This window comes from Mycobacterium kyogaense (assembly GCF_036946525.1).
Classification (GTDB): Bacteria; Actinomycetota; Actinomycetes; order Mycobacteriales; family Mycobacteriaceae; genus Mycobacterium; species Mycobacterium kyogaense_A.
In genome coordinates this window covers 72,593-96,728 of sequence record NZ_JAQIIY010000037.1, presented here as the reverse complement: position 1 = coordinate 96,728, position 24,136 = coordinate 72,593, and the positions used below count along the sequence as shown (strand labels likewise).

Sequence of the window (24,136 nt, the reverse complement as noted above, 5' to 3'; positions counted from 1 at the left end):
TCGGTGGCGACGGGATCGGTCCGGAGGTGATCGGCCAGGCGCTCACGGTGCTCGACGCCGTCCGGCCGGGCGTCGAGAAGACCGAATACGAGCTCGGCGCGCGCCAGTACCACAAGACAGGCGAGGTGCTGCCCGAGTCGGTTCTGGGCGAACTGAAGGAGCACAACGCGATCCTGCTCGGCGCGATCGGTGACCCGTCGGTGCCCAGCGGGGTGCTCGAACGCGGTCTGCTGCTGCGTATCCGCTTCGAGCTCGACCACCACGTCAACCTGCGCCCGGGGCGTCTGTACCCCGGGGTGCGCAGTCCGCTGGCCGGCGATCCCGAGATCGACTTCGTCGTGGTGCGCGAGGGGACCGAGGGCCCCTACACCGGCAACGGCGGTGCGATCCGGGTCAACACCCCCCACGAGATCGCGACCGAGGTCAGCGTCAACACCGCATACGGCGTGCGCCGCGTGGTGCTCGACGCGTTCCACCGTGCGCAGGGCCGCCGTAAGCATCTGACCCTGGTGCACAAGAACAACGTGCTGACCCACGCCGGCTCGCTGTGGTGGCGCACCGTGCAGTCCGTGGCCGCGGAGTATCCCGACGTCGAGGTGGCCTACCAGCACGTCGACGCCGCGACCATCCACATGGTCACCGATCCCGGCCGCTTCGACGTCATCGTCACCGACAACCTGTTCGGGGACATCATCACCGACCTGGCCGCGGCGGTGTGCGGTGGCATCGGGCTGGCGGCCAGCGGCAACATCGATGCGACGCTGACCAATCCGTCGATGTTCGAGCCGGTGCACGGCAGCGCGCCCGACATCGCCGGACAGGGCATTGCGGATCCCACGGCGGCGATCATGAGTGTGTCGTTGCTCCTGGCCCACCTCGGTGAGCTCGATGCCGCGGCCCGTGTCGACGCGGCTGTCGCGGAACATCTCGCGACCCGCGGCGATCAATCGTTGACCACTGCCGAGGTCGGCGAGCGCATCCTCGGAAAGCTGTAGTCATCCGGCGGCTGGCCACGCTGTCTGCGCAGTGCTGGCTGTTCGTCGTCGGCTCGGCACTGTTCGCGCTGGCGACCGCGCCCGGTGTCCCGGCGTGGCTGGGTGCGGGCGGGGCGAATGTGCTCTGCTTTTCGGGGGTCGTGGTTCTTCACGACCGCTGCCTGGATTCAGCTGTTCCGCAGCGACCGCGCCGACCGCGCGGAATGGTCCAGTGCAGCAGTGCAATTCGTCGGGGCCGTGCTGTTCAATCTGAGCACCGGGGCGTCGGTGGTGGCACATGCCGTGGCCAGTGAGCGGCGTTATGTCTGGGTCCCCGACGTCTTCGGGTCTGCCGCGTTTCTGGTCAGCGGCATCCTCGGCATGGTGGCGGTGGGCGCGCTGATCGATCTGACGTCGCGTGACTGGGTGGCCGCGGCGGTCAATCTGATCGGGTGCGTGGCATTCGCCGTGTCGGCCGGTGCGGCGTTCGTGCGGACGACAGGTGTCACCGAGGACGAGTGGCTGGCCAACTTCGGCACGTTCATAGGTGCGCTGTGTTTCCTGGCTGCCGCCCTGGCGCTGCTTCCGCGTCAGGCCGTGCGCTCAGCCTGAGCTGGGGAGGTCGCGGGTACCGACGGAATCGCCAGCAGCGGGATCACGGCGCACACTGCGAACGCAACCGGGTAGCCGGCGGCACTGATCAAGGCACCGAACAGCGGCGGAGTGACGCCGGCGGTGAGCAATTGCGTGGTGTTCTGCGTGCCCAGTGCGCGCCCGCTCCAGAACGGTCCGGCGACCTCGGCGATCGCGGTGAAAGCCAACCCGTTGTCCGACACCGTGACCACCGACGCGACGACCATCAGCGCGATGCTGACGGGGGAGTCCAGCCAATCGGTGAGCGCCAGCAATCCCATCGACACCGCCGCGGCGGCGGCAATCGTGCGTACGGGTCTCATCCGCGAACTCAACGCGTCTCCGGAACGCCGCAGGACGGAGTCCGACCACCGCCCGGCCGCGATTCGCCCGCCCGCGCCCAGCAATTGGGCGACGGTGACCATCGCACCCGCGGAGCCGGCGGACCACCCCCGGTCGGTGATCAACCAGGCCAGCGTGAAGGTCCACACCATCGCCTGCGGCGCCACCAGCAGCAGAGAGGTGAGATGGATGCGAACCAGCAGTGAGGACCCGCGGTAGGGGTTGGCGAGGTCCGCCTCGCTGGCCTCGGCGCGCGCCGGTCTCGGCGGATCCAGCACCGCAACAGCGCACACGACCGCCGAGACCGCACAGACAGCGGCCGGGAACAGCAGCGCGCCCGACACCCCGCTCGATTCCGCCAGTCGGGGAATCACCAGCGCGCCGACACCGACGCCCAACGGCTGGGCGGTCTGACGGATTCCCATCACCAGGCCGCGCTTGTCCGCGTCGAACCAGCCGACCACCAAGCGGCCGCTGGCAGTGTTGCTGCTCGCTGCCGCCATTCCGCCCAGGAAGAGGAAGACTCCGACCGTGGGCAGCGAGTCCGCCGATGCCGCACCGAAGCCGGCGGCGGCGGTCAGCGCCGAACCCAGCGTCAACACCTTCCGCTCTCCGACGCGGTCGACGACGTAACCCCAGGCGATCAGGGTCACGACCATCCCCAGGCTGGGCAGCGCGGACATCAGTCCGGCCTGCGCGAGGTCCAGGCCGCGCTCACGATGCAGCGTCGGGATGAGGAAGGCCACACCGTTGATGAACACGTTGGCGCACAACGTGGCGGCCAGAGCGACGACCAACATGGACCAGCGCCGCGCGGTGCCGATGGAGGAGGTGTCCATACCGTCATGGTGACACGGGCATCTCACAATATTGAACTGGTATCTCATATAGTGAGACAACCTGTGTGTCGACTGTGCGCTCGCCGGAGCGTCAGGTGCTGCGGCTAGGCTGACTGCCATGCGTCTTGGTCGAATCGCCAGCCCTGATGGTGTGGCTTTCGTCTCCATCGAAGGGCCGGTCGACGAGCCCGGGGAGGCGATCGCCCGTGAGATCGCCGAGCACCCCTTCGGCACACCGACATTCACCGGCAGGCAGTGGCCGCTGGCCGACGTGCGCCTGCTGGCGCCGATCCTGGCCAGCAAGGTCGTCTGCATGGGCAAGAACTACGCCGCTCACATCGAGGAAATGGGTGGCGGCACCTTCGAGGACCCCATCATCTTCCTCAAGCCGAACACCGCGATCATCGGACCCCACACGCCGATCCAGCTCCCCGCCGACGCCAACCCGGTGCACTTCGAGGGCGAGCTGGCCGCGGTCATCGGCCGTCCGTGCAAAGACGTTCCCGCCTCGCGGGCCGCGGAGAACATCCTCGGCTACACGATCGCCAACGACGTGTCGGCACGGGATCAGCAGAAGAAGGACGGCCAGTGGATGCGCGCCAAGGGCCACGACACGTTCTGTCCGGTGGGCCCCTGGATCGTCACCGATGTCGACGCCTCCGATCTGGAGATCCGTACAGAGGTCAACGGTGAGGTGAAACAGCGCAGCCGAACGTCGTTGATGATCCACGACATCGGCGCGATCATCGAGTGGATCTCGGCAGTCATGACCCTGCTGCCGGGGGACCTGATCCTGACCGGAACGCCCGAGGGCGTGGGACCCCTCGAACACGGCGACACCGTCAGCATCAGTGTCGAAGGCATCGGAACACTCACCAATCCCGTTGTGCGCAAAGGAAAATCGTGACAGCCCCGTCCAGTGTCAGAGTAAGGTTCTGTCCGTCTCCGACGGGCACCCCCCATGTCGGGTTGATCCGTACGGCGTTGTTCAACTGGGCCTATGCCCGTCACACCGGCGGCACGTTCGTCTTCCGCATCGAAGACACCGACGCGGCACGCGACAGTGAGGACAGCTATCGGGCGCTGCTCGATGCGCTGCGCTGGCTCGGCCTCGACTGGGACGAGGGCCCCGAGGTCGGGGGACCGTATGAGCCGTACCGTCAGTCGGGCCGTCGGGACCTCTACACCGATGTGCTGGCGCGCCTGCTGGAGGCGGGGGAGGCCTACGAGGCGTTCTCCACCGCCGAGGAGGTGGAGGCCCGCCATCTCGCGGCGGGACGCAATCCCAAGCTCGGGTACGACAATTTCGACCGCGACCTCACCGATGAGCAGCGCGCGGCGCTGCGCGCGGAGGGTCGGTCGCCGGTCATCCGGTTGCGCATGCCAGATGAGGACATGACGTGGGACGACCTGGTGCGTGGTGAGACGACCTTCCCCGCGGGCTCGATCCCCGACTTCGCGCTGACCCGAGGCAACGGAGAACCGTTGTACACGTTGGTCAATCCGGTCGACGACGCGCTGATGAAGATCACCCATGTGCTGCGCGGCGAGGATCTGCTGCCCTCGACTCCGCGACAGCTGGCGCTCTACGGCGCACTCGAGCGGCTCGGCATCGCCGACGGCACACCGCGCTTCGCCCACTTGCCGCCCGTCCTCGGCGACGGCAACAAGAAGTTGTCCAAACGCGATCCCCAGTCGAATCTCTTCCTGCACCGTGACCGGGGCTTCATTCCCGAAGGCCTGCTCAACTACCTTGCGCTGCTGGGGTGGTCGATCGCCGACGATCGCGACGTGTTCGGTATCGACGAGATGGTGGCGGCGTTCGACGTCGTCGACGTGAACTCCAATCCGGCGCGATTCGACCAGAAGAAGGCCGACGCACTCAACGCCGAGCACATCCGGATGCTCGAGACCGACGAGTTCACCCGCCGCCTCGGCGAGTACTTCCGCACCCACGGCCACGACACCGGGCTCGACGACGAGGCGTTCGCCGAAGCGGCCGCTCTGGTGCAGACGCGCATCGTGGTTCTCGGCGACGCATGGGGGCTCCTCAAGTTCTTCGACGACGGCTCGTTCGCGCTCGACGAGAAGTCCGCGGGCAAGGAACTGCGACCCGAGGCGGTGCCGGTCCTCGACGCCGCCCTGGGCGCCCTGGTGGCGCTCGGGGACTGGAGCAGTCCGCAGATCGACGAGGCACTCAGGCTCGCACTGATCGACGGGCTCGAACTCAAGCCCCGCAAGGCGTTCGGACCCGTGCGCGTCGCGGTGACGGGCTCGTCGGTGAGCCCGCCGCTCTACGAATCGCTGGAACTGCTGGGGCGTGACCGTACGCTCGCGCGGCTGCGAGCAGGCCGGGACCATGCCGCAGCGGCGGTGTGACGGGGGTGGAGAAAGCACCCGGAAATCTTTGGTAGTCTGCTCGTCGGCCCGAACAACGGCACCGCGCGGCACCACCGCGAGGCGCTAGGGTCGAAAAATAGCCTGTGACCTGCGGTGATAGGCTGCCAATGGGGTATGGTGTAATTGGCAACACAGCTGATTCTGGTTCAGCCATTCTAGGTTCGAGTCCTGGTACCCCAGCCAATGTGCGGATTAGGTCAGCACTCCAGTGTTCGGCTATGCTGACCGTCCGGAACATGTTCTAGCCCCCGTCGTCTAGCGGCCTAGGACGCCGCCCTCTCACGGCGGTAGCGTGGGTTCGAATCCCATCGGGGGTACATCTACTCGCAGGTCCTCGAGGCCTGCGAGTTTTTTCATGTCGCGGAGTTCAGAGTCGCCGGGTCAGGGCGTCGGCGGCGGCCACCAGATCGGCTGCCCAGCGCGCACCCGGGCGCCGTCCCATCCGGTCGATGGGTCCGGACACCGACACCGCGGCCACGACTGCGCCGCGGCCGTCGCGGACCGGTGCCGACACGCTCGCCACCCCGGGTTCCCGTTCAGCCGCGCTCTGCGCCCAGCCGCGCTTGCGCACCTCGGCAAGCGCACGATCGGTGAATGCCGCGTCGGCCAGAACGGTGCGCTGCGTGGCCGGGTCGGCGTAGGCCAGCAGCACCTTGGCCCCAGAGCCGGCGGTCATCGGCAGGCGAGCGCCGATCGGCACCGTATCCCGAAGACCGGCAGGCGGTTCCAGCGCGGCGATGCAGATGCGCGCGGTGCCGTCCCTGCGGTAGAGCTGCACACTCTCGCCGGTGAGTTCGCGCAGCCGGGGGAGAACCACGGCGCCTGCCGACACGAGAGGGTCGCGGACGTGGCTGCCGAGTTCGGCCAGCGCGGGGCCCAGGCGCCACTGCCCGTCGGCGTCGCGCGCAAGCAGCCGGTGCGTCTCCAGTCCGACGGCCAGCCGGTGTGCGGTCGCGCGGGGCAGGGCGGTGCGGTCACACAGATCGGCCAGACCGCAGGGGGACTCGGCGACCGCGTGGAGGACGGCCACCGCTTTGTCGAGCACGCCGATACCGCTATCCTGTCTCACAAGGAGATACTAGCTTCCCAGATTGTGAGATGGTCAATGGACATCGCGAACAAGCCGCGGACTCTCGCCGAGAAGGTGTGGAGCGATCACGTCGTCGTCGCCGGCAACGGCGAGGGTGATGCCCGCGAACCTGATCTCATCTACATCGATCTGCATCTCGTGCACGAGGTGACCAGCCCCCAGGCATTCGACGGGCTGCGGATGGCGGGCCGGCCGGTGCGGCGGCCGGACCTGACGATCGCCACCGAAGACCACAACGTGCCCACCGTCGACATCGACAAGCCGATCGCCGACCCGGTGTCTCGGACTCAGGTGGAGACGTTGCGCCGCAACTGCGCCGAGTTCGGGGTCCGCCTGTATCCGATGGGGGATGTCGAGCAGGGCATCGTCCACATCATCGGACCGCAGCTGGGTCTCACGCAGCCCGGCACGACAGTCGTCTGCGGTGACAGCCACACCTCGACCCATGGCGCGTTCGGCGCTCTGGCCATGGGCATCGGTACGTCAGAGGTCGAACACGTGCTGGCCACCCAGACACTTCCGTTGCGGCCGTTCAAGACCATGGCCGTCAACGTCGACGGTGAGCTGCCGCCCGGCGTCAGCGCCAAGGACATCATCCTGGCAGTGATCGCACAGATCGGAACCGGCGGCGGGCAGGGGTATGTCATCGAATACCGGGGCAGCGCCATCGAATCGCTGTCCATGGAGGGTCGGATGACGATCTGCAACATGAGCATCGAGGCAGGCGCCCGCGCCGGCATGGTGGCGCCGGACGACACCACCTTCGCGTTCCTGAAGGGGCGAGCGCACGCGCCGACGGGCGCCGCATGGGACGACGCGGTGGCTGCGTGGAGTCAACTGCGCACCGACGAGGGCGCTGAATTCGACACCGAGGTCCACATCGACGCCTCGACGCTGAGCCCGTTCGTCACCTGGGGCACCAACCCCGGCCAAGGGGTGCCGCTGTCGGCCGCGGTACCCGATCCGGAAGCGATGTTCGACGACGGCCAGCGGGAGACCGCCGAAAAGGCGTTGACATACATGGGTCTCGACGCGGGTACCCCCATGCGCGACATCGCGGTCGACGCGGTGTTCGTCGGCTCGTGCACCAACGGGCGGATCGAGGATCTGCGCGTGGTGGCCGATGTGCTCCGCGGTCGCTCCGTCGCCGACGGCGTTCGGATGCTGATCGTGCCCGGCTCGATGCGCGTACGCGCCCAGGCCGAATCAGAAGGCCTCGGTGAGATCTTCACAGCCGCAGGCGCGGAGTGGCGCCAGGCCGGCTGCTCGATGTGCCTGGGCATGAACCCCGATCAGCTGGCCCCCGGTGAGCGCTGCGCCTCGACGTCGAACCGCAATTTCGAGGGCAGACAAGGCAAAGGTGGTCGCACACACCTGGTGTCGCCCGCAGTCGCTGCCGCGACCGCGGTCCGCGGCACGCTGTCGTCCCCGGCCGACCTGATCCCCGCGAACACTCACTAGGAGACGCTGCCATGGAAGCCTTCACCACCCACACCGGGATCGGCGTGCCGCTGCGCCGCACCAATGTCGACACCGACCAGATCATTCCGGCGGTCTACCTGAAACGCGTGACCCGCACGGGATTCGAGGACGGCTTGTTCGCGGCCTGGCGCAACGATCCCTCGTTCGTGCTCAATCAGCCGCCCTTCGACCGTGGTTCGGTTCTGGTGGCAGGGCCCGACTTCGGCACCGGTTCGTCGCGCGAACATGCCGTGTGGGCGCTGATGGACTTCGGCTTCCGGGTGGTCATCTCGTCACGATTCGCTGACATTTTCCGGGGCAACGCCGGCAAGGCCGGACTGTTGGCGGCCGAAGTCGCACAAGACGATGTGGAATTGTTGTGGAAAATCATCGAGCAGCGGCCGGGCACGGAAATCACTGTCAATCTTCAAGATCGGACCATCTCCGCAGAAACGATGGTGGTGCCCTTCAAGATTGATGACTACACCGCGTGGCGCCTGCTCGAAGGGCTCGACGATATAGGCCTTACGCTGCGGAAACTCGACCAGATCGAGGATTACGAAGCGCGCCGCCCGGAGTGGAAGCCGCGCACTGTCACGCCCTGAGCGGCAGTGAAATAGACGCTCTGCAATCCACTTCTGCAGCCGCCCCGTAGGACCCGAAGGGGGCCAAGCGGATTGAAAAAAGTTCGCTGAGTCGGCCTGAAATTGCGCGTGGCTCTTGGAAATCAACGGGTAATGGGTTTACCGTGTCCTCTAGTCGGTCCAAAGAGGACCACAGTTCCCGGAGGTTTTGCATGAACAAGGCAGAGCTCATCGACGTACTCACGGAGAAATTGGGCTCGGATCGTCGGCAAGCGACCGCCGCGGTGGAGAACGTCGTCGACACCATCGTGCGCGCCGTGCACAAGGGTGACAGCGTGACGATCACCGGCTTCGGTGTCTTCGAGCAGCGCCGCCGCGCCGCCCGCGTCGCCCGCAACCCGCGCACGGGTGAGACGGTCAAGGTCAAGCCCACGTCCGTTCCGGCCTTCCGCCCCGGCGCTCAGTTCAAAGCCGTTGTCTCGGGCGCGCAAAAGCTTCCGGCCGAGGGTCCCGCCGTCAAGCGTGGAGTGACGGCATCGAGCACTGCCCGCAAGGCGGCGAAGAAGGCTCCGGCCAAGAAGGCTGCGACCAAGGCTCCGGCCAAGAAGGCTGCCACGAAGGCTCCGGCCAAGAAGGCTGCGACCAAGGCTCCGGCCAAGAAGGCTGCCACGAAGGCTCCGGCCAAGAAGGCTGCGACCAAGGCTCCGGCCAAGAAGGCTGCCACGAAGGCTCCGGCCAAGAAGGCTGCGACCAAGGCTCCGGCCAAGAAGGCCGCCACCAAGGCTCCGGCCAAGAAGGCCGCCACCAAGGCTCCCGCCAAGAAGGCCGCTCCCGCGAAGAAGGCTCCGGCCAAGAAGGCTCCGGCCAAGCGCGGTCGCAAGTAACCGATTTCGACACCGGTTGTAAAGACACCGCAGTTCCAGACGACGCCGTGGGCCGAGGCCCACGGCGTCGCTGCGTGTCGGGCTAGTGGGATGCCAGCGGTGAGCTGAGGTGGTCGGCACTGACGAGCCGTTCGCCGGCCAGCGTCAGGACCCAAGTGCTGCCCTTGCGGTTGCGTGACTTGTCGGGGCGCACACCGTCGCGCTCGCACCACCACGCGATCAGATCGGGGATGACCTCACCCTGCGTGCAGATCACGGGGTGAGACGCGGTCTCGGCGATCTCCAGCACCCGCTGCCGGCCCCTCTTCGGCTTCTCCGCGTATGCCTCTGCGGTCAAAGCGGTTTCGCTGACGACCGGGACACCCAACTCCTCGGCGAGAGGTCCGAGGGTCTGATGGCAGCGGACCCGGTCGGCGGCGAACAGCTGGCCGGCCCCGAACGCCATCAGGAGATCCACCAGCGCCTCGGCCTGGGCGCGGCCGTTCTTGTCCAGCGGGCGTTTGCGATCGTCGCCGGAGTACCGCCTCTTGCTTCCCGCGGTGGCGTGCCGGACGACGAGCACCGTGGTCGTGTCGACCGGAGACTTGCCGAATCGTCGCAGCACCTTGCGATCCAGGGCGTAGTCCACCTGGCTCATCGCCTGTTCCAGCGGCAGCCACTTCAGTTCGTCCACCTCGTCGTTGGGCGCGAACTCACCTGTGACCGTGCGGGCAGCCCAGTACCGGACCTTCTTGGTGGTGTCCTTGACGGGGTAACCGACCGTCATCAGACGACGCCCGAGATGGGCGCGGAAACCCGTCTCCTCCTCTATTTCTCGCACCGCCGCGACGGGCTCGATCTCTCCGCGCTCGAGTTTCCCCTTCGGCAGGGACCAGTCGTCATACCGCGGCCGGTGGATCACCGCGATCTCCGGATGACCCGTGGACTCGTGCGGACGCCACAGCACCGCGCCGGCGGCGAGAATGGGTTCGGTCTTCACGGCGTCACGAGCCCGCTCGGATGAATCGGCCGATTACGGATGACGGTGGCTTTCCATCATCGAAACCTGATGATCGCGCACGGTCTGTCCCTCCTGAGGCAATGCCGTCCATTTACCGTCGGCGCCGAGTTGCCAGCAGCGCGTCCCCGGATCCAGGGCGGATTCGAAGATGTCGTTCAGCGAGGTCGTCAATCGCGGATCCTTGACCTGCGCCATGACCTCCACGCGGCGGTCCAGATTACGATGCATCATGTCGGCGCTGCCGATCCAGTATTCGTCGATGGCGCGGAAGTGAATGATCCGTGAATGCTCGAGGAATCGACCGAGGATCGAGCGCACCACGATGTTCTCCGAGAATCCTTCCCCGCCGGGCCGCAACGCGCAGATACCGCGCACGACGACCTCGACCCGGACGCCGGCCTGAGAGGCCCGGTAGAGCGCGTCGATGACCTGCTCGTCGACCAATGCGTTGGCCTTCAACCGGATCCGGCCCTCGGCGCCGTCACGCGTGGCGGCGATCTCGCGGTCGATACGCTCGATGATGCCGCGGCGCACGCCGAAGGGAGCGACGAGCAGGTTGCGGTAGGACTCCTTGCGGGAGTATCCGGTGAGCGAGTTGAACAGGTCGGTGAGGTCGGCCCCGATGTCCGGGGCGGCCGTCAGCAGACCCACGTCCTCGTACAGCCGGGCCGTCTTCGGGTTGTAGTTGCCGGTCCCGATGTGGCAGTAACGACGGATCATCGACCCTTCGCGGCGCACCACCAGGCATGTCTTGCAATGGGTTTTGAGTCCGATGAGCCCGTACACCACGTGTACACCGGCCTGCTCGAGTGCACGCGCCCACTTGATGTTGGCCTGTTCGTCGAACCGGGCCTTGATCTCGACCAGCGCCACGACCTGCTTGCCGGCCTCGGCGGCATCGATGAGCGCATTGACGATCGGTGAGTCACCCGAGGTGCGGTAGAGCGTCTGCTTGATGGCGAGCACATTGGGGTCGGCGGCCGCCTGCTCGATGAAACGTTGCACCGTGGTGGAGAACGAGTCATAGGGATGGTGCACCAGCACGTCACCGTCGCGCAGCGTCGCGAAGATGCTCTTGGGGGTCTCTCGTTCGCCGAACGCCGGCGGTGTCGCCGGGACGAACGGGCGGTCCTTGAGGGCCGGCCTGTCGACGCCGTAGACCTGCCACAGCGACGAGAGGTCCAGCAGTCCCGGCACTTCCACGACGTCGCCGGCGGCCACGTCGAGTTCGCGAAGCAACAGCTCCAGCATGCCCTCGGTCATGTCGTCGGAGACCTCGAGCCGCACCGGAGACCCGAACCTGCGTCGCGCGAGCTCTCGCTCGAGGGCTTTGAGCAGGTCTTCGTCGCGGTCCTCTTCCACCTCGAAGTCGGCGTTGCGGGTGATCCGGAACGCATGGTGCTCCACGATTTCCAGGCCGGGGAACAGCACCGGGAGGAACGCGGCGATCAGTTCCTCCATCGGGAGGAAGCGTGCGACGTCGGACGTGCCCTCACGGGCGGCGAGTTCGACGAAGCGGTCCACGTTGTCGGGCACCTTGATTCGCGCGAAGTGCTGTCCACCGTCGGGATGCTTCACGGTGATCGCGAGGTTCAGGCTCAGACCGCTCACGAACGGGAACGGGTGCGCGGGATCGACGGCCAATGGTGTCAGGACCGGGAACACCTGCTCGTGGAAGTACGTCGACAGGCGGCTGCGTTCGTCGTCGTCGAGTTCGGCCCACGTCACGATCACGATGCCTTCGTCGGCCAGCGCCGGGCGCACCGCGTCGAGGAAAACGTGCGCGTGCCGACTGGCGAGCTGCTGGGTGCGCTCGCTGATCCGGCGGAGTTGCTCACGCGGAGACAGGCCGTCGGCCGAGCGGACTGACAGCCCCATCTCGTCGCGGCGTTTGAGGCCGGCGACACGAACCATGTAGAACTCGTCGAGGTTGGACGCGAAGATGGCGAGGAACTTCGCGCGTTCCAACAGCGGCAGTGACGGATCGGCTGCCAGCGCCAGCACCCTGGCGTTGAAGTCGAGCCAGCTCAACTCGCGGTTGAGGTAACGGTCTTCGGGAAGCGGATTGTCGACCGCGGGCGCTGTCGCGGCCGGTGGCGCCTCGGGTGCGGTATCGGGTACGGCCGCTTCCGTGGTGTCCGCCACCGAGTCTGCCCCCGTGTCTGCCGGGGTGTCCGCCACTGTGTCTGCCGGGGTGTCCGCCGCCGAGTCTGCCGGGGTGTCCGCCGGTGTTTCTGCGGGGTCCGGCCGGGTCTGCGCTTCGGTCATGCCCCCGATGATTCCCTATCCACCGGCGCCGCGGCTAGCAGAAGGGACTCGCGCTCACCGCAGCGCGCCGATCACCTGTGAGGTCGCTGACCCGAGCCCCAGATGGCGGGCGTCGGTGAGGTCCTGCGCGGTGTCGATGTCGCAGCGCAGCCCGGGCCAGTCGCCGGTCAATTCGACAGCACCCGAACGACGATGGCGCGCGGCGGAGTCGGCACCGAACAGAGGACGAAGCGGTACGCCGAACGCGAACAGGGCGGCTGTCCCCGTGCCATGACGGTCGGCCACATAACTTCGCCGGTGCGCAGCTGCGGCGGTGATCGCCTCGGTCAGTTCCGCCTCACGCAGTGCGGGCAGATCTCCTTGTAACGCAACCACATTGGTGGTACCCCGGCGCGCAAGCGTTTCACCGGCAGCCAGCGCGTTGTTGAGCGGATCGTGATGACCCGCGGATGTCGGATCCTCCAGGGTCAGCGCACCCAGGCGGCTCGCAGCGGCCGCGGCATCGGCGTCGGGTGTGACCACGATGACCGATCGGACCGCCGGCACCGCGATGGCAGCGGCGATCGTGTCCTCGAGCATCGCGAGAACGACACCGCCGCGAGTGGCCGGCGGGAACGCCGGCGCGAGGCGCGTCTTGGCCGCCGTCAACCGCTTGACCGCGATCACCACACTGACGCCCGCGTCCCTGTTTCGCACGCGCGCGCCCGGGAAGGTGTTCATGCCGGTCACGAGCGCCATCCTGCCAGCAGTTATTCCCGACTAGTGTTGCAGCCGTGGTCGAGGCTGCGGTGATGGGTGCAGGAGCGTGGGGCACGGCCCTGGCGAAGGTGCTGGCCGATGCCGGCAACGGGGTGAGATTGTGGGCGCGTGATCCGGAGCGAGCCGCCGAGATCAACCGGACGCACTGCAATCCCGGGTACGTCGACGGCCCCCTGCCCACTTCTATCCGGGCCACCGGCGACTACGCCGAGGCGCTCAGTGGCGCGTGCACCGTGTTGCTCGCCGTGCCGTCGCAGACGCTGCGCGTCAATCTGACCCAGTGGACGCCGCACCTGGGTGCGGACACCACCCTGGTGAGCCTCGCCAAGGGCATCGAGCTGGACACCTTGATGCGGATGAGCCAGGTCGTGGTGCAGGTGACCGGCGCCGACGCTGCCCGCGTCGCCGTGGTGACCGGTCCCAACCTCGCCAGCGAGGTCGCCGCCGAACAGCCCGCCGCGACCGTCATCGCGTGCAGTGACTCCGGTCGGGCGGTGGCGCTGCAGCGGGCGCTGGCCACCGGGTACTTCCGGCCTTACACCAACGCTGATGTCATCGGTGCCGAGATCGGCGGTGCGTGCAAGAACGTGATCGCGCTCGCGTCGGGGATGGCTGCGGGTGCGGGGCTGGGGGAGAACACCGCGGCGGCCATCATCACCCGCGGACTGGCCGAGATCATGCGGCTGGGAATCGCGTTGGGCGCCAAACCGGCGACACTGGCGGGTTTGGCCGGCATCGGGGATCTCGTCGCGACGTGCATGTCCCCTCGTTCGCGCAATCGTTCCTTCGGAGAACGGCTGGGGCAGGGCGGCACGATGGAGGCGGCGCTGGCCGCCACCGGAGGCCACGTCGCCGAAGGTGTGACCTCGTGCCGGTCCGTGCTGGCGCTCTCGGCGAGCTACGACGTCGAGATGCCGCTGACCGAGGCCGTCCACGGGGTGTGCCACAAGGGTCTGTCGGTGGAGGACGCGGTGTCACTGTTGCTCGGCCGTTCGACGAAGCCGGAGTGATGATGACGTACGGTGACTCCACCCGCAGCTTGAAAGCCGTTGCCGGCGAACATCTTCCGGGTCAACCGGTGGGCCCGGTACCGGTACCTGCGGCCGCCTACCACCTCGGCGCGGACGAGGACGACACGCTGGACAGCTACGGCCGGCGGCACAATCCCACGTGGCGGCAGCTGGAATCGGCCCTCGCGCAGCTCGAAGGCGCCGCCGAAGCGGTCTCGTTCGGATCGGGCATGGCGGCTATCACGGCCCTGCTGCGGGTCGTCACAGGACCGGGCGTCACGCTCGTCGTGCCGGCCGACGGCTACTACCAGGTTCGGGCGTACGCCACCGAGTACCTCGCCCCCCGTGGGGTCACCGTCGTCCAAGCCCGCAGCGAGGACATGTGCGAGGCGGCCCGCGACGCGGACGTGGTGCTGGCCGAGACGCCGTCGAATCCGAACCTGGATGTCGTGGACCTGCATCACCTCGCGATGCAGTGCCGGCCGCGCGGCGCACTGCTCGTGGTCGACAACACGACAGCGACACCTCTTGGACAGCAACCGCTTTCGCTCGGCGCGGACTTCGTGGTGGCCAGCGCCACCAAGGCGCTCGCCGGCCATCACGATCTGCTCGCCGGATACGTCGCCGGTAATCGCGCCGATGTGATGGAGCGGCTGCACCGCGAGCGGCTCCTCGCCGGGCCCATCCTCGGCGCGTTCGAGGCGTGGCTGGTGCTGCGCGGCCTCAGCACGCTGGGCCTGCGCTTCGAACGGCAATGTCAGAACGCCGCCGCGCTGGCGATGATGCTGCGCTCCCATCCCGCGGTCTCGGCAGTGCGCTATCCCGGTCTGCCCGACGATCCTTCCCACGCCGTCGCGGCGCGGCAGATGCGTCGCTTCGGAGGCATCGTCTCGGTCGAGCTGGCCGATGCCCCCGCCGTCCACGAGCTGGTGCGCCGCAGCGCGCTGCTCGTCGGCGCGACGAGCTTCGGCGGCGTGCACACCTCGGTCGACCGCAGGGCGCGATGGGGCGATCCGGTGCCGCCCGGCTTCGCCCGCATCTCGTGTGGAATCGAGGACACCGACGACCTGCTCGCCGATATCGAGTCGGCCCTTGCCGGGGTCGGCCGGTAGCCTCTCCAGACTGTGACTGCCCGCACCCGCGTTGCCGTCGTCTATGGCGGACGGAGTTCTGAGCACGCGATCTCGTGTGTCTCCGCAGGCAGCATCCTGCGCAACCTCGACCCCCAGCGGTTCGAGGTGGTCGCCGTCGGGATCACCCCGCACGGATCCTGGGTGCTCGGCGACGGCCGCCCCGAGAGCTTGGCCATCACCGACGGCGCGCTGCCCGGTGTCAGCGAGTCGTCGGGAACCGCGCTGGCGCTCTCGCCCGACCCGGCCCGTCGCGGGCAGCTGCTGTCCATGGGGGAGGCCGCCGGCGAGGTGCTGGCCTCGGTCGACGTCGTGTTCCCGGTGCTGCACGGCCCCTACGGCGAGGACGGCACCATCCAGGGTCTGCTCGAGTTGGCCGGAGTGCCGTACGTCGGCGCCGGCGTCCTCGCGAGCGCGGTGGGGATGGACAAGGAGTTCACCAAGAAGCTGTTGGCCGCCGCCGACCTGCCCATCGGGGACCAGATCGTGCTGCGGCCCCAGGACAGCACGGTGTCGCTGACCGACCGCGAGCGGCTCGGGCTGCCGGTCTTCGTCAAGCCCGCCCGCGGCGGCTCGTCGATCGGGGTCAGCCGCGTCACCTACTGGGATCTGCTGCCGGCCGCGATCGACCTGGCGCGGCGCCATGACCCGAAGGTGATCGTCGAAGCCGCCGTGCTGGGCCGCGAACTCGAGTGCGGAGTCCTCGAATTTCCCGACGGCCGCCTCGGCGCCAGCACCGTCGGGGAGATCCGCGTGGCCGGCGTGCGTGGCCGCGACGACGGCTTCTACGACTTCGAGACCAAATACCTCGACGACGCGGCCGAACTGGACGTCCCGGCCAAAGTGGACGACGACGTCGCCGACGAGATCCGCGCACTGTCGATCCGGGCCTTCCAGGCCATCGACTGCCAGGGACTGGCCCGCGTCGACTTCTTCCTCACCGACGACGGCCCGGTCATCAACGAGATCAACACCATGCCGGGCTTCACCACGATCTCGATGTATCCCCGCATGTGGGCGGCCAGCGGCCTCGACTACCCGACCCTGCTCGCCACGATGGTGGACACCGCGGTCGCGCGCGGTACCGGCCTGCGCTGACCGCTACCTGGCCGGGCCGGGATCGACCGGTCGTGCCGACAACGCGTCGGCCAGGGTCTTCGACACCGTCTGGATGGCGTCGGGCCCCGAACCGGAGGGGAGGGTCAACGCCACGTAGACGGGCCGGTCCACCGCGAACCACGTGGCTCGCTCGGTATCGGCTGAATCCTGCACCTCGAACCACGACACCGCGTCGACCACGGTGAGTGGGGCTCCCACCACGAAATCGGTCGGGCGTTCCACACCGCACCGCAGCACGAGCGGTTCGCCGCCGTCGTCTCGCTGCCACGCGACCGCCCCCGCCGGCGCGGGATCGACCAGTGGCGCGCGCCGGTAGTCGCCGAGCTGGTCGGGCAGCTTCTCCACCAGAGTGGCGCACTCGGGGCCGTCAGCTCGGGGGGCGGGCACGGTCGAGAGTGCCACGGGTGCAGGGCCCTGTCGGTGCTGCGTGACCGCCGCGAACACCAGGAAGCCGACAGCCGCTCCGACTGCCAGCACGATCGCCGCGATCAGCGCAGCGCGGGGCGGACCGTCGCGGGTCGTGTCGGTCATGGCGACACTCTACGGGCGGGCCACCTCAGCGATGGGGCACGTCAACGTCCGGGTGATGCCCGCCACCTGCTGAACGGCAGGCACCACACCCGACGTCAGCTCGGCCAGCGTCGGCGCCCCCACCCGCACGATCACGTCGTAGGGTCCGGTCACGGACTCCGACGACAGCACACCGGGCAGACCGGCGAGCTGTTTGGCAACGATCTCGGCACGGCCGACTTCGGTCTGGATGAGCACGAAAGCCTCGACCACGCCGCGATCCCTCCGTTCGGTCTGTACTCATCGCCGGCGGCGTCGACGGCGCCGCATAAGCTCTGTGGGGACCGTACCGCAGGTGAGCCCAGGGTTCAGGCCAGCATTTCCGACGGGGCGATCCACCAGGCGAGGGAGCAGACATGGCCGACGGCACGCTGGCCAGCGACGGTGAGTTCGCGGTCATCGACCGTCTGGTCGCCGGGCGCCGGCAACCACCGTTCGTCTCCGTCGGCCCGGGCGACGACGCCGCCGTACTCGCCGGCGGCGGCGCGACAGCGGTGAGTACCGACATGTTGGTGCAGGACAGGCACTTTCGCCTCGATTGGTCGACACCGCACGATGTGGGCCGAAAAGCCATCGCGCAGAACGCTTCCGACATCGAGGCGATGGGTGGCCGGGTCACCGCGTTCGTCGTCGGGTTCGGCGCGCCGGGTGACACCGTCACCGCGCAGGCCGTCGCGCTGGCTGACGGGCTGTGGGAGGAGGCGGCGCGACTGGGGGCGGGCATCATCGGTGGTGACATGGTCGCCGCCCCGCAGTGGGTGATCTCGGTGACGGTGCTGGGTGCCCTCGATGGCCACCCACCCGTGCTGCGCAGCGGCGCCAGCCCCGGCGACGTGGTCGCGGTGGCGGGGGACGTCGGTTGGTCGGGGGCTGGGTATGCGTTGTGGCACAACGACATCGACGGATTCGATGCATTGCGGCGGCGCCATCTGGTGCCGGCTCCGCCGTACGGGCAGGGCGTCGTCGCAGCCCGGGCGGGTGCCACCGCGATGACCGATGTCTCCGACGGGCTGCTCGCTGACCTCGGGCACGTCGCGGCTGCATCGGGTGTCCACATCGAGCTGTCCCTGGAGTTGTTGGGTGCTGACCTCGACGCCCTGGGGCCGGCGGCAGAAGCCGTGGGGACCGACGCCCAGCAGTGGGTGCTCGGTGGTGGTGAAGATCACGCTCTGGTGGCCACTTTCCCGGCTGATCCTCCGCCGGGCTGGCGGACCATCGGGCGGGTCGACGGTCATTCGGCGGGATTCGGCGCGGGAGACGTCACCGTCGACGGGGCGGTATGGGCGGGCAGCGCGGGCTGGCAGTCCTACTGAACAGCCGGGGCACTAAGTTGGCCTGTCGTGACCGCACGCCCACTGCAGCAGTTGATCGACGAGTCCTGGGCTGCTGCCCTGGACCCCGTGCACGCCCGCGTCGCCGAGATGGGGGAGTTCCTCCGCTCCGAAATGGCCGCCGGACACCGATACCTGCCGACAGGCGCGCAGGTGCTGCGGGCCTTCACCTATCCCTTCGACGAGGTGCGTGTCCTCATCGTCGGACAGGACCCTTACCCGACCCCCGGTCATGCTGTCGGACTGAGCTTCTCCGTCGGCGCCGACGTGCGTCCCCTGCCGCGGAGCCTGGCCAACATCTACACCGAGTACCAACAGGACCTCGGTTACCCGGCGCCGACCAACGGTGACCTGACCCCGTGGTCTGAGCAGGGCGTCATGCTGCTGAACAGGGTGCTGACCGTGCGGCCCGGCACTCCGGCCTCGCATCGGGGCAAGGGGTGGGAGGCCGTCACCGAATGCGCCATCCGGGCCCTGGTGGCCCGGGACCGGCCGTTGGTGGCGGTGCTGTGGGGGCGAGACGCCGCGACGCTGAAGCCGATGCTCGGCGATACCGCCGTCATCGAGTCGGCGCATCCGTCGCCGCTGTCGGCGTCGCGGGGATTCTTCGGGTCGCGGCCGTTCAGCCGCGCCAACGAGCTGCTGGCGCAGAGGGGGGCCGAACCGGTGAACTGGCGCCTGCCCTGAGGTGGGGGGCCAGGGTCATGTGCCCCGGAGGGGCGAATGGTCGCGCCGGCTGATCAGCCGCGGGTGACCTTGCCGGCCTTCAGGCACGACGTGCACACGTTGACGCGCTGCTTGTTTCCGCCCGGACGGGCCACCGCACGCACCGACTGGATGTTCGGATTCCACCGACGGCTCGTCCGGCGATGGGAGTGCGACACCGACTTACCGAAGCCGGGGCCCTTCCCGCAGATATCGCACACGGCAGCCATAGTGAGAACTCCTCATAAGTCAGCGCTTGGGGGTCAACGACCTGACGGGTGACCCGACAACCCGATCAGACTACCGGGCCGCCCCGAGGTTCGCCAAAACGGCGTACACGGCTGTCAACAGGACCGAACTCACCCTCTCTTCCCTGTCCGACGCAGTGGCTAGGCTGGCGCCGGCGCGCGCATGCACCGGCGCCCAGGCGTTCGGAGGTGAGGATGTCGGCTCGGCGGCTCGATGCGTCGACGCTGCGGCGCTGGGCACACACCGCGGTGTCCGACCTGATCAGCCAAACCGACGAGATCAACGCACTGAACGTGTTCCCGGTCGCCGACGCCGACACCGGCACCAACATGCTGTTCACGATGCGCTCCGCGTGGGCGCAGGCCGACTCCGGCGCCCCCGGGGACGACGTGACCGCGGTCGCGGCCGCGCTCGCCGACGGAGCACTGCGCGGCGCCCGCGGCAACTCCGGGGTGATCCTGTCCCAGATCCTCCGCGCGATGGCCGACGTCACCGCCACCGCCACCGAGGACCGGGTGATCGCCGACATCGACGGCCCGCTGCTGGCCGCCGCGCTGCGGCACGCCGTCACCCTGGTCGTCACCTCGATGGGCGAGGCCGTTCCCGGCACCATCACCTCGGTGCTGCAGGACGCTGCCGACGCGGCAGGCCGCGAGGCCGACGAACAGGACGACGTTGCCCCGGTCGTGGCTGCTGCCGCTCAGGCGGCTGTCGCTGCGCTGGACCGCACGCCCACCCAGCTCGACGTGCTCGCCGACGCCGGTGTGGTGGACGCGGGCGGGCGCGGGTTGCTGGTGCTGCTCGACGCGCTGACCACCACGCTCACCGGGCACGCGCAGCCGCGGCCGCGCTACCGGCCCGAACCCGTCGACACACCGGCGGGCGAGGCGGGGCACCCGGCGACCGCTGTGTCGAAGGGGTCGACCCCGCAGTTCGAAGTCATGTACCTGCTCAGCGGCGCCGAGCAGGCGGGCGTGGAGGTGCTGCGCGCGCGCCTGGACGAGCTCGGCGAGTCCGTCGCCATCGCGGCCTCGGCCGAGGCCGGCCGGTACTCGGTCCACGTCCACGTCGACGACGCGGGTGCCGCCGTGGAGGCCGCGCTGGCGGTCGGAACGCCCAGCCGCATCCAGATCACGTCGCTGACCGGCGGCGCCGACCGTCATCCCGCCGGCGGGTGGGCCCGGGAACGCGCGGTGCTGGCCGTCGTCGACGGCGACGGCGCCGAGGAGCTCTTCACCAGCGAGGGCGCCCAGATCCTGCGCCCGGAACCCGGACTGCCCGTGAGCGCCCACCACCTGCTGCACGCGCTGGTGAACACCGGCGCAGAGCAGGTCATGGTGTTGCCCAACGGGTACGTCGCCGCCGAAGAACTGCTCGCCGGGTGGGCGGTGGCGTCGGACTGGGGGATCACGATGGTGCCCGTGTACTCCGGTTCGATGGTGCAGGGTCTGGCGGCGCTGGCCGTCCACGACCCCGATCACCAGCTCGTCGACGACAGCTACACGATGGCCAGGGCCGCGGCGGGGGCTCGCTGCGGATCGGTGCGCGTGGCCGCCGAAGAGGCCCTCACGTGGGCGGGCGCGTGCCGGCCGGGCGACGGGCTGGGCATCGCCGGCGACGAGGTGGTCCTGGTGGGCGACAGCGTGGCCGACGTGGGCGCGGGGCTGATCGACCTGCTCCTGGCCGCCGGAGGCGAGCTGGTGACAGTGCTCACCGGTGCCGGTGTGGAGCCCGACGTCGCCGACGCGCTGGCCGAGCACGTGCGGCGCGAACACCCGGGAACCGACATCGTGAGCTTCCGCACCGGCCACGGCGGCGACGTGCTGCTGATCGGAGTCGAATGACGTGGCGACACTGAGTGATCGGCTCGACTTCGTGCTGGGCCGCAAGGCGGCCGAGCCGCTCGAGGAGCATCTGGGGCTGCGGACCTGCGGGGACCTGGTCCGATATTTCCCTCGCAAGTACAGCGACGCGATGAGCGTGCGCGACGAGGGCGAGGAGCTCGACCTCGAGGAAGGTGAGCACGTCACGTTCGTCGACGTCATCACCGAGGCCACTCTGCGCTACACCAACCGGCAACCGAAGCGGGAATTCCTGGTCGTGACGCTGGGGCAGCGCAGACCCAAGGTCACCGCTACGTTCTTCAACGCCAAGTACCTGAAGCACTCACTGGTCAAGGGCGCCAGAGTGATGTTGTCCGGCGAGGTCGGATACTTCCGCGGCGTCATGCAGCTCACCCATCCGGCGTTCCTGATCCTGCGCGACGACGGCACCGCCAAGGGCACCAAATCCCTGTCGGCGATCGCCGATGCCGCAGGCGGCACCGACGTGCTGGCCGCGTTCGAGAAGGAGTACTTCCCGATCTATCCGGCGACGTCCAAGGTGCAGACGTGGGACATCTACGCCTGCATGCGACAGATGCTCGCGGTGCTCGACCCGGTGCCCGATCCGCTGCCGGAATGGGTTGTGCGAGAACACGATCTGATGCCCGAAGACGCGGCGTTGCGTGCGGTGCACATCTCCGAGGACACCCGCGAGCGCGAACGGGCGATCGAACGCCTCACCTACGACGAGGCGATCGGGCTGCAGTGGGGTCTGGTGGTGCGCCGGCACAGCGAGCTCTCCGGAACCGGGCCCGCAGCCGGCGCCCGCGACGACGGTCTGGCTGCGGCGATGGCGAAGCAGCTGCCGTTCGACCTCACCGCCGGGCAGCGCGAAGTCCTCGACGTGATCTCCGCCGAGCTGACCGGCGTGCACCCGATGAACCGGATGCTGCAGGGCGAAGTCGGTTCCGGGAAAACGGTTGTCGCGCTGCTGGCGATGCTGCAGATGATCGACGCCGGCTATCAGTGCGCGCTGCTCGCGCCGACCGAGGTGCTCGCCGCCCAGCACGCCCAGTCGATCCGCGCCATGCTGGGCCCACTGGCGACGGCCGGCCAGCTCGGTGCGACCGATCAGGCAACGGCGGTGACGCTGCTGACCGGCTCGATGTCGGCGCAGCAGAAGCGCGATGCGCGCCGGGAGGTGGCGAGCGGGACCGCGGGCATCGTGATCGGGACACACGCGCTGCTGCAGGACGCGGTGGAATTCGACAACCTCGGCATGGTCGTCGTCGACGAACAGCACCGGTTCGGGGTTCAGCAACGAGATCGGTTGCGCGCCAAAGCTCCTGAGGGCATCACGCCGCATCTTCTGGTGATGACTGCGACGCCCATCCCGAGGACCGTGGCGCTGACCGTCTACGGGGACCTCGAGACTTCCACGTTGCGGGAGCTGCCGCGCGGCCGTCAGCCGATCACCACGACCGCGATCTTCGTCAGGGAGAAGCCGGCGTGGCTGCAGCGGGCCTGGCAGCGGGTCGTCGAAGAGGTCCGCGCCGGCCGGCAGGCCTATGTGGTGGCCTCCCGCATCGACGAGAACGACAAACCGGCCAAGGGTAAGGGCGGCACGAACACCGGGGACGCCGCGCAGGGTGGGCCCCCGCCCGTCACGGTGGTCCAGATGTTCGAGCGGTTGTCCGACGGTCCGCTGGCGGGGCTGCGGCTCGGCCTGATGCACGGCCGGCTCGCCGCCGAGGACAAGGACGCGGTGATGTCGGCGTTCCGCGCCGGCGACATCGACGTGCTGGTGTGCACGACGGTGATCGAGGTGGGCGTCGACGTCCCGAACGCCACCGTGATGGTGGTGATGGACGCCGACCGATTCGGCATCAGCCAGCTGCACCAGCTGCGCGGCCGGATCGGGCGCGGGCAGCATCCCAGCCTGTGCCTGCTGGCCACCAACCTGCCGGAGACCTCGAAGGCGGGGCAGCGTCTCACCGCCGTGGCCGGCACGCTGGACGGGTTCGCCCTCGCCGACCTCGACCTTCGCGAGCGCAGCGAAGGCGACGTGCTGGGTCTGCACCAGTCCGGGCGGGCGATCACGCTGCGCTTCCTGTCTCTGGCCAGCCACCGCGAGATCATCGAATCCGCAAAAGAGTTGTGCGAGAGAGTGTTCGAACTCGACCCTCAGGATCCCGGGATGGCGACGCTGTCGGCGCCGTTCGTCGATTCCGATCGCGTTCAGTACCTGGACATGTCGTGAACCGTCGGCAGCTGCTGTGGCTCACGGTCGCCACCGCATTGGCCGTCATCGTCGCCGTCCAGGTCGGCACGTCACCGCGCGGGGCCACGCGCTTCATCGCCCAGGCCGACATCCCCACTGTCGCACCGGGCGTCGACGTCCTCGCCGGCGTCGCCGAGATCCCCGCACGTGTCCGCAGTCACGACTACCGCCGCGACGCGTTCGGCGAGTCGTGGACCGACGACACCACGGCCCCCGGCGGACACAACGGCTGCGACACCCGCAACGACGTCCTCGATCGGGACTTGCAGGAGAAGACCTACGTCGCGATCAAGCGGTGTCCCACCGCGGTGGCCACCGGCACCCTGCTCGACCCGTACACCAGCGTCGTGGTGGCGTTCACCCGCGGCAACCAGGTGGGAGCGGCGGTGCAGATCGACCACATCGTGCCGCTGGCACTGGCCTGGGATCTCGGTGCGCGCGGCTGGCCGGACGATCTGCGCACCCGGTTCGCCAACGATCCCGCCAACCTGCTCGCGGTCGAGGGCCAGGCGAACCAGGACAAGGGCGACAAGGAGCCCGCGCTCTGGATGCCGCCCAACACCGCGTTCCACTGCCAGTACGCGATGCAGTTCATCGCCGTCCTGCGTGGCTACGGGTTACCCGTCGACGCGCCGTCGGTGCCGGTGCTGCGGGATGCCGCTGCGACCTGTCCGACGGGCTGAC

22 protein-coding genes, 2 tRNA genes and 1 pseudogene are annotated in these 24,136 nt (G+C 68.6%); 17 read left to right on the top strand and 8 right to left on the bottom strand.

The genetic code is table 11. From position 1 onward, the window contains the following. A partial coding sequence (locus tag PGN37_RS25530; protein WP_335333769.1) for a 3-isopropylmalate dehydrogenase occupies positions 1–995 on the top strand: 995 nt, incomplete at its 5' end. 59 nt (positions 996–1,054) lie between these two features. Then, positions 1,055–1,586: pseudogene (locus tag PGN37_RS25525) on the top strand (hypothetical protein). Here the strand turns inward: PGN37_RS25525 and PGN37_RS25520 are convergent. After that, the gene (locus tag PGN37_RS25520; protein WP_335333768.1) at positions 1,565–2,788 is read right to left on the bottom strand and encodes an MFS transporter; all 1,224 of its coding nucleotides are present in this window, start codon (positions 2,786–2,788) and stop codon (positions 1,565–1,567) included. The pseudogene PGN37_RS25525 and the gene PGN37_RS25520 overlap by 22 nt on opposite strands. Before the next feature lie 118 nt (positions 2,789–2,906). On the opposite strand from PGN37_RS25520, the gene PGN37_RS25515 reads away from it, so the two are divergent. The 4 genes from PGN37_RS25515 (at position 2,907) to PGN37_RS25500 (ending at position 5,505) form a co-directional block, all read left to right on the top strand. After that, positions 2,907–3,695 (top strand): fumarylacetoacetate hydrolase family protein, encoded by a 789-nt coding sequence (locus PGN37_RS25515; protein WP_335333767.1) that lies wholly within the window; start codon positions 2,907–2,909, stop codon positions 3,693–3,695. Next, positions 3,692–5,167, top strand: a complete 1,476-nt coding sequence (gene gltX / locus PGN37_RS25510; RefSeq protein WP_335333766.1) for a glutamate--tRNA ligase — start codon at positions 3,692–3,694, stop codon at positions 5,165–5,167. Before PGN37_RS25515 ends, gltX begins: the two co-directional genes overlap by 4 nt. Positions 5,168–5,296: 129 nt before the next feature. After that, positions 5,297–5,371 (top strand) — tRNA-Gln (locus tag PGN37_RS25505). A 61-nt stretch (positions 5,372–5,432) separates the two neighbouring features. Beyond that, positions 5,433–5,505 (top strand) — tRNA-Glu (locus PGN37_RS25500). Between the two features lie 50 nt (positions 5,506–5,555). On the opposite strand, the gene PGN37_RS25495 is transcribed toward PGN37_RS25500, so the two are convergent. Next, entirely contained in the window at positions 5,556–6,257 is a 702-nt protein-coding gene (locus PGN37_RS25495) for an IclR family transcriptional regulator (protein ID WP_335333765.1), read from the bottom strand. Positions 6,258–6,293: 36 nt separating this feature from the next. On the opposite strand from PGN37_RS25495, the gene leuC reads away from it, so the two are divergent. From leuC to PGN37_RS25480, 3 genes are all read left to right on the top strand, one after another. Further along, a complete protein-coding gene (leuC, locus tag PGN37_RS25490) occupies positions 6,294–7,739 on the top strand; it encodes a 3-isopropylmalate dehydratase large subunit (RefSeq protein WP_335333764.1) in 1,446 nt (481 codons plus the stop codon). Positions 7,740–7,750: 11 nt separating this feature from the next. After that, positions 7,751–8,344 (top strand): 3-isopropylmalate dehydratase small subunit, encoded by a 594-nt coding sequence (gene leuD, locus PGN37_RS25485; protein WP_335333763.1) that lies wholly within the window; start codon positions 7,751–7,753, stop codon positions 8,342–8,344. Between the two features lie 191 nt (positions 8,345–8,535). After that, on the top strand, positions 8,536–9,207 hold the full coding sequence (locus tag PGN37_RS25480) for an HU family DNA-binding protein (protein ID WP_335333762.1): 672 nt from the start codon (positions 8,536–8,538) through the stop codon (positions 9,205–9,207). An 82-nt stretch (positions 9,208–9,289) separates the two neighbouring features. Here the strand turns inward: PGN37_RS25480 and PGN37_RS25475 are convergent, their stop codons facing one another. From PGN37_RS25475 to cofC, 3 genes are read right to left on the bottom strand one after another with little or no spacing between them, the layout of a single operon-like run. Then, positions 9,290–10,186 carry an NUDIX hydrolase gene (locus PGN37_RS25475; RefSeq protein ID WP_335333761.1) on the bottom strand — a complete coding sequence of 299 codons (897 nt, stop codon included), beginning with the start codon at positions 10,184–10,186 and terminating at the stop codon, positions 9,290–9,292. 33 nt (positions 10,187–10,219) lie between these two features. Then, complete coding sequence (locus tag PGN37_RS25470) at positions 10,220–12,475, bottom strand: RNA degradosome polyphosphate kinase (RefSeq protein ID WP_335333760.1); 2,256 nt, start codon at positions 12,473–12,475, stop codon at positions 10,220–10,222. A 54-nt stretch (positions 12,476–12,529) separates the two neighbouring features. After that, complete coding sequence (gene cofC, locus PGN37_RS25465; protein WP_442933025.1) at positions 12,530–13,195, bottom strand: 2-phospho-L-lactate guanylyltransferase; 666 nt, start codon at positions 13,193–13,195, stop codon at positions 12,530–12,532. A gap of 53 nt (positions 13,196–13,248) precedes the next feature. Between cofC and PGN37_RS25460 the strand changes: the two genes are divergently transcribed. From PGN37_RS25460 to PGN37_RS25450, 3 genes are read left to right on the top strand one after another with little or no spacing between them, the layout of a single operon-like run. Continuing rightward, positions 13,249–14,244 (top strand): NAD(P)H-dependent glycerol-3-phosphate dehydrogenase, encoded by a 996-nt coding sequence (locus PGN37_RS25460; RefSeq protein ID WP_335333758.1) that lies wholly within the window; start codon positions 13,249–13,251, stop codon positions 14,242–14,244. Beyond that, on the top strand, positions 14,244–15,356 hold the full coding sequence (locus PGN37_RS25455; protein ID WP_442933024.1) for a cystathionine gamma-lyase: 1,113 nt from the start codon (positions 14,244–14,246) through the stop codon (positions 15,354–15,356). Before PGN37_RS25460 ends, PGN37_RS25455 begins: the two co-directional genes overlap by 1 nt. A 12-nt stretch (positions 15,357–15,368) precedes the next feature. Further along, positions 15,369–16,472 (top strand): D-alanine--D-alanine ligase family protein, encoded by a 1,104-nt coding sequence (locus PGN37_RS25450; RefSeq protein ID WP_335333756.1) that lies wholly within the window; start codon positions 15,369–15,371, stop codon positions 16,470–16,472. Positions 16,473–16,475: 3 nt separating this feature from the next. On the opposite strand, the gene PGN37_RS25445 is transcribed toward PGN37_RS25450, so the two are convergent. Then, positions 16,476–17,024, bottom strand: a complete 549-nt coding sequence (locus PGN37_RS25445; protein ID WP_335333755.1) for a DUF3515 domain-containing protein — start codon at positions 17,022–17,024, stop codon at positions 16,476–16,478. Between the two features lie 9 nt (positions 17,025–17,033). After that, positions 17,034–17,276 (bottom strand): Lrp/AsnC ligand binding domain-containing protein, encoded by a 243-nt coding sequence (locus PGN37_RS25440; RefSeq protein ID WP_335333754.1) that lies wholly within the window; start codon positions 17,274–17,276, stop codon positions 17,034–17,036. Positions 17,277–17,419: 143 nt separating this feature from the next. Here PGN37_RS25440 and PGN37_RS25435 point away from each other — a divergent pair, with 143 nt between their 5' ends. Both PGN37_RS25435 and PGN37_RS25430 read left to right on the top strand, forming a co-directional pair. Next, the gene (locus PGN37_RS25435; RefSeq protein ID WP_335333752.1) at positions 17,420–18,376 is read left to right on the top strand and encodes a thiamine-phosphate kinase; all 957 of its coding nucleotides are present in this window, start codon (positions 17,420–17,422) and stop codon (positions 18,374–18,376) included. 27 nt (positions 18,377–18,403) lie between these two features. Then, positions 18,404–19,081, top strand: a complete 678-nt coding sequence (locus tag PGN37_RS25430) for a uracil-DNA glycosylase (RefSeq protein WP_335333751.1) — start codon at positions 18,404–18,406, stop codon at positions 19,079–19,081. A gap of 53 nt (positions 19,082–19,134) precedes the next feature. On the opposite strand, the gene rpmB is transcribed toward PGN37_RS25430, so the two are convergent. Beyond that, the gene (gene rpmB / locus PGN37_RS25425) at positions 19,135–19,329 is read right to left on the bottom strand and encodes a 50S ribosomal protein L28 (RefSeq protein WP_014815134.1); all 195 of its coding nucleotides are present in this window, start codon (positions 19,327–19,329) and stop codon (positions 19,135–19,137) included. Between the two features lie 213 nt (positions 19,330–19,542). On the opposite strand from rpmB, the gene PGN37_RS25420 reads away from it, so the two are divergent. The 3 genes from PGN37_RS25420 to PGN37_RS25410 are packed head-to-tail and all read left to right on the top strand — an operon-like array spanning position 19,543 to position 24,135. Beyond that, positions 19,543–21,192, top strand: a complete 1,650-nt coding sequence (locus tag PGN37_RS25420) for a DAK2 domain-containing protein (RefSeq protein WP_335333748.1) — start codon at positions 19,543–19,545, stop codon at positions 21,190–21,192. 1 nt (position 21,193) lies between these two features. Further along, on the top strand, positions 21,194–23,431 hold the full coding sequence (gene recG, locus PGN37_RS25415) for an ATP-dependent DNA helicase RecG (RefSeq protein WP_335333747.1): 2,238 nt from the start codon (positions 21,194–21,196) through the stop codon (positions 23,429–23,431). Continuing rightward, positions 23,428–24,135 (top strand): HNH endonuclease family protein, encoded by a 708-nt coding sequence (locus tag PGN37_RS25410; RefSeq protein ID WP_335333746.1) that lies wholly within the window; start codon positions 23,428–23,430, stop codon positions 24,133–24,135. Before recG ends, PGN37_RS25410 begins: the two co-directional genes overlap by 4 nt. The last annotated feature ends 1 nt before the right edge of the window (position 24,136 follow it).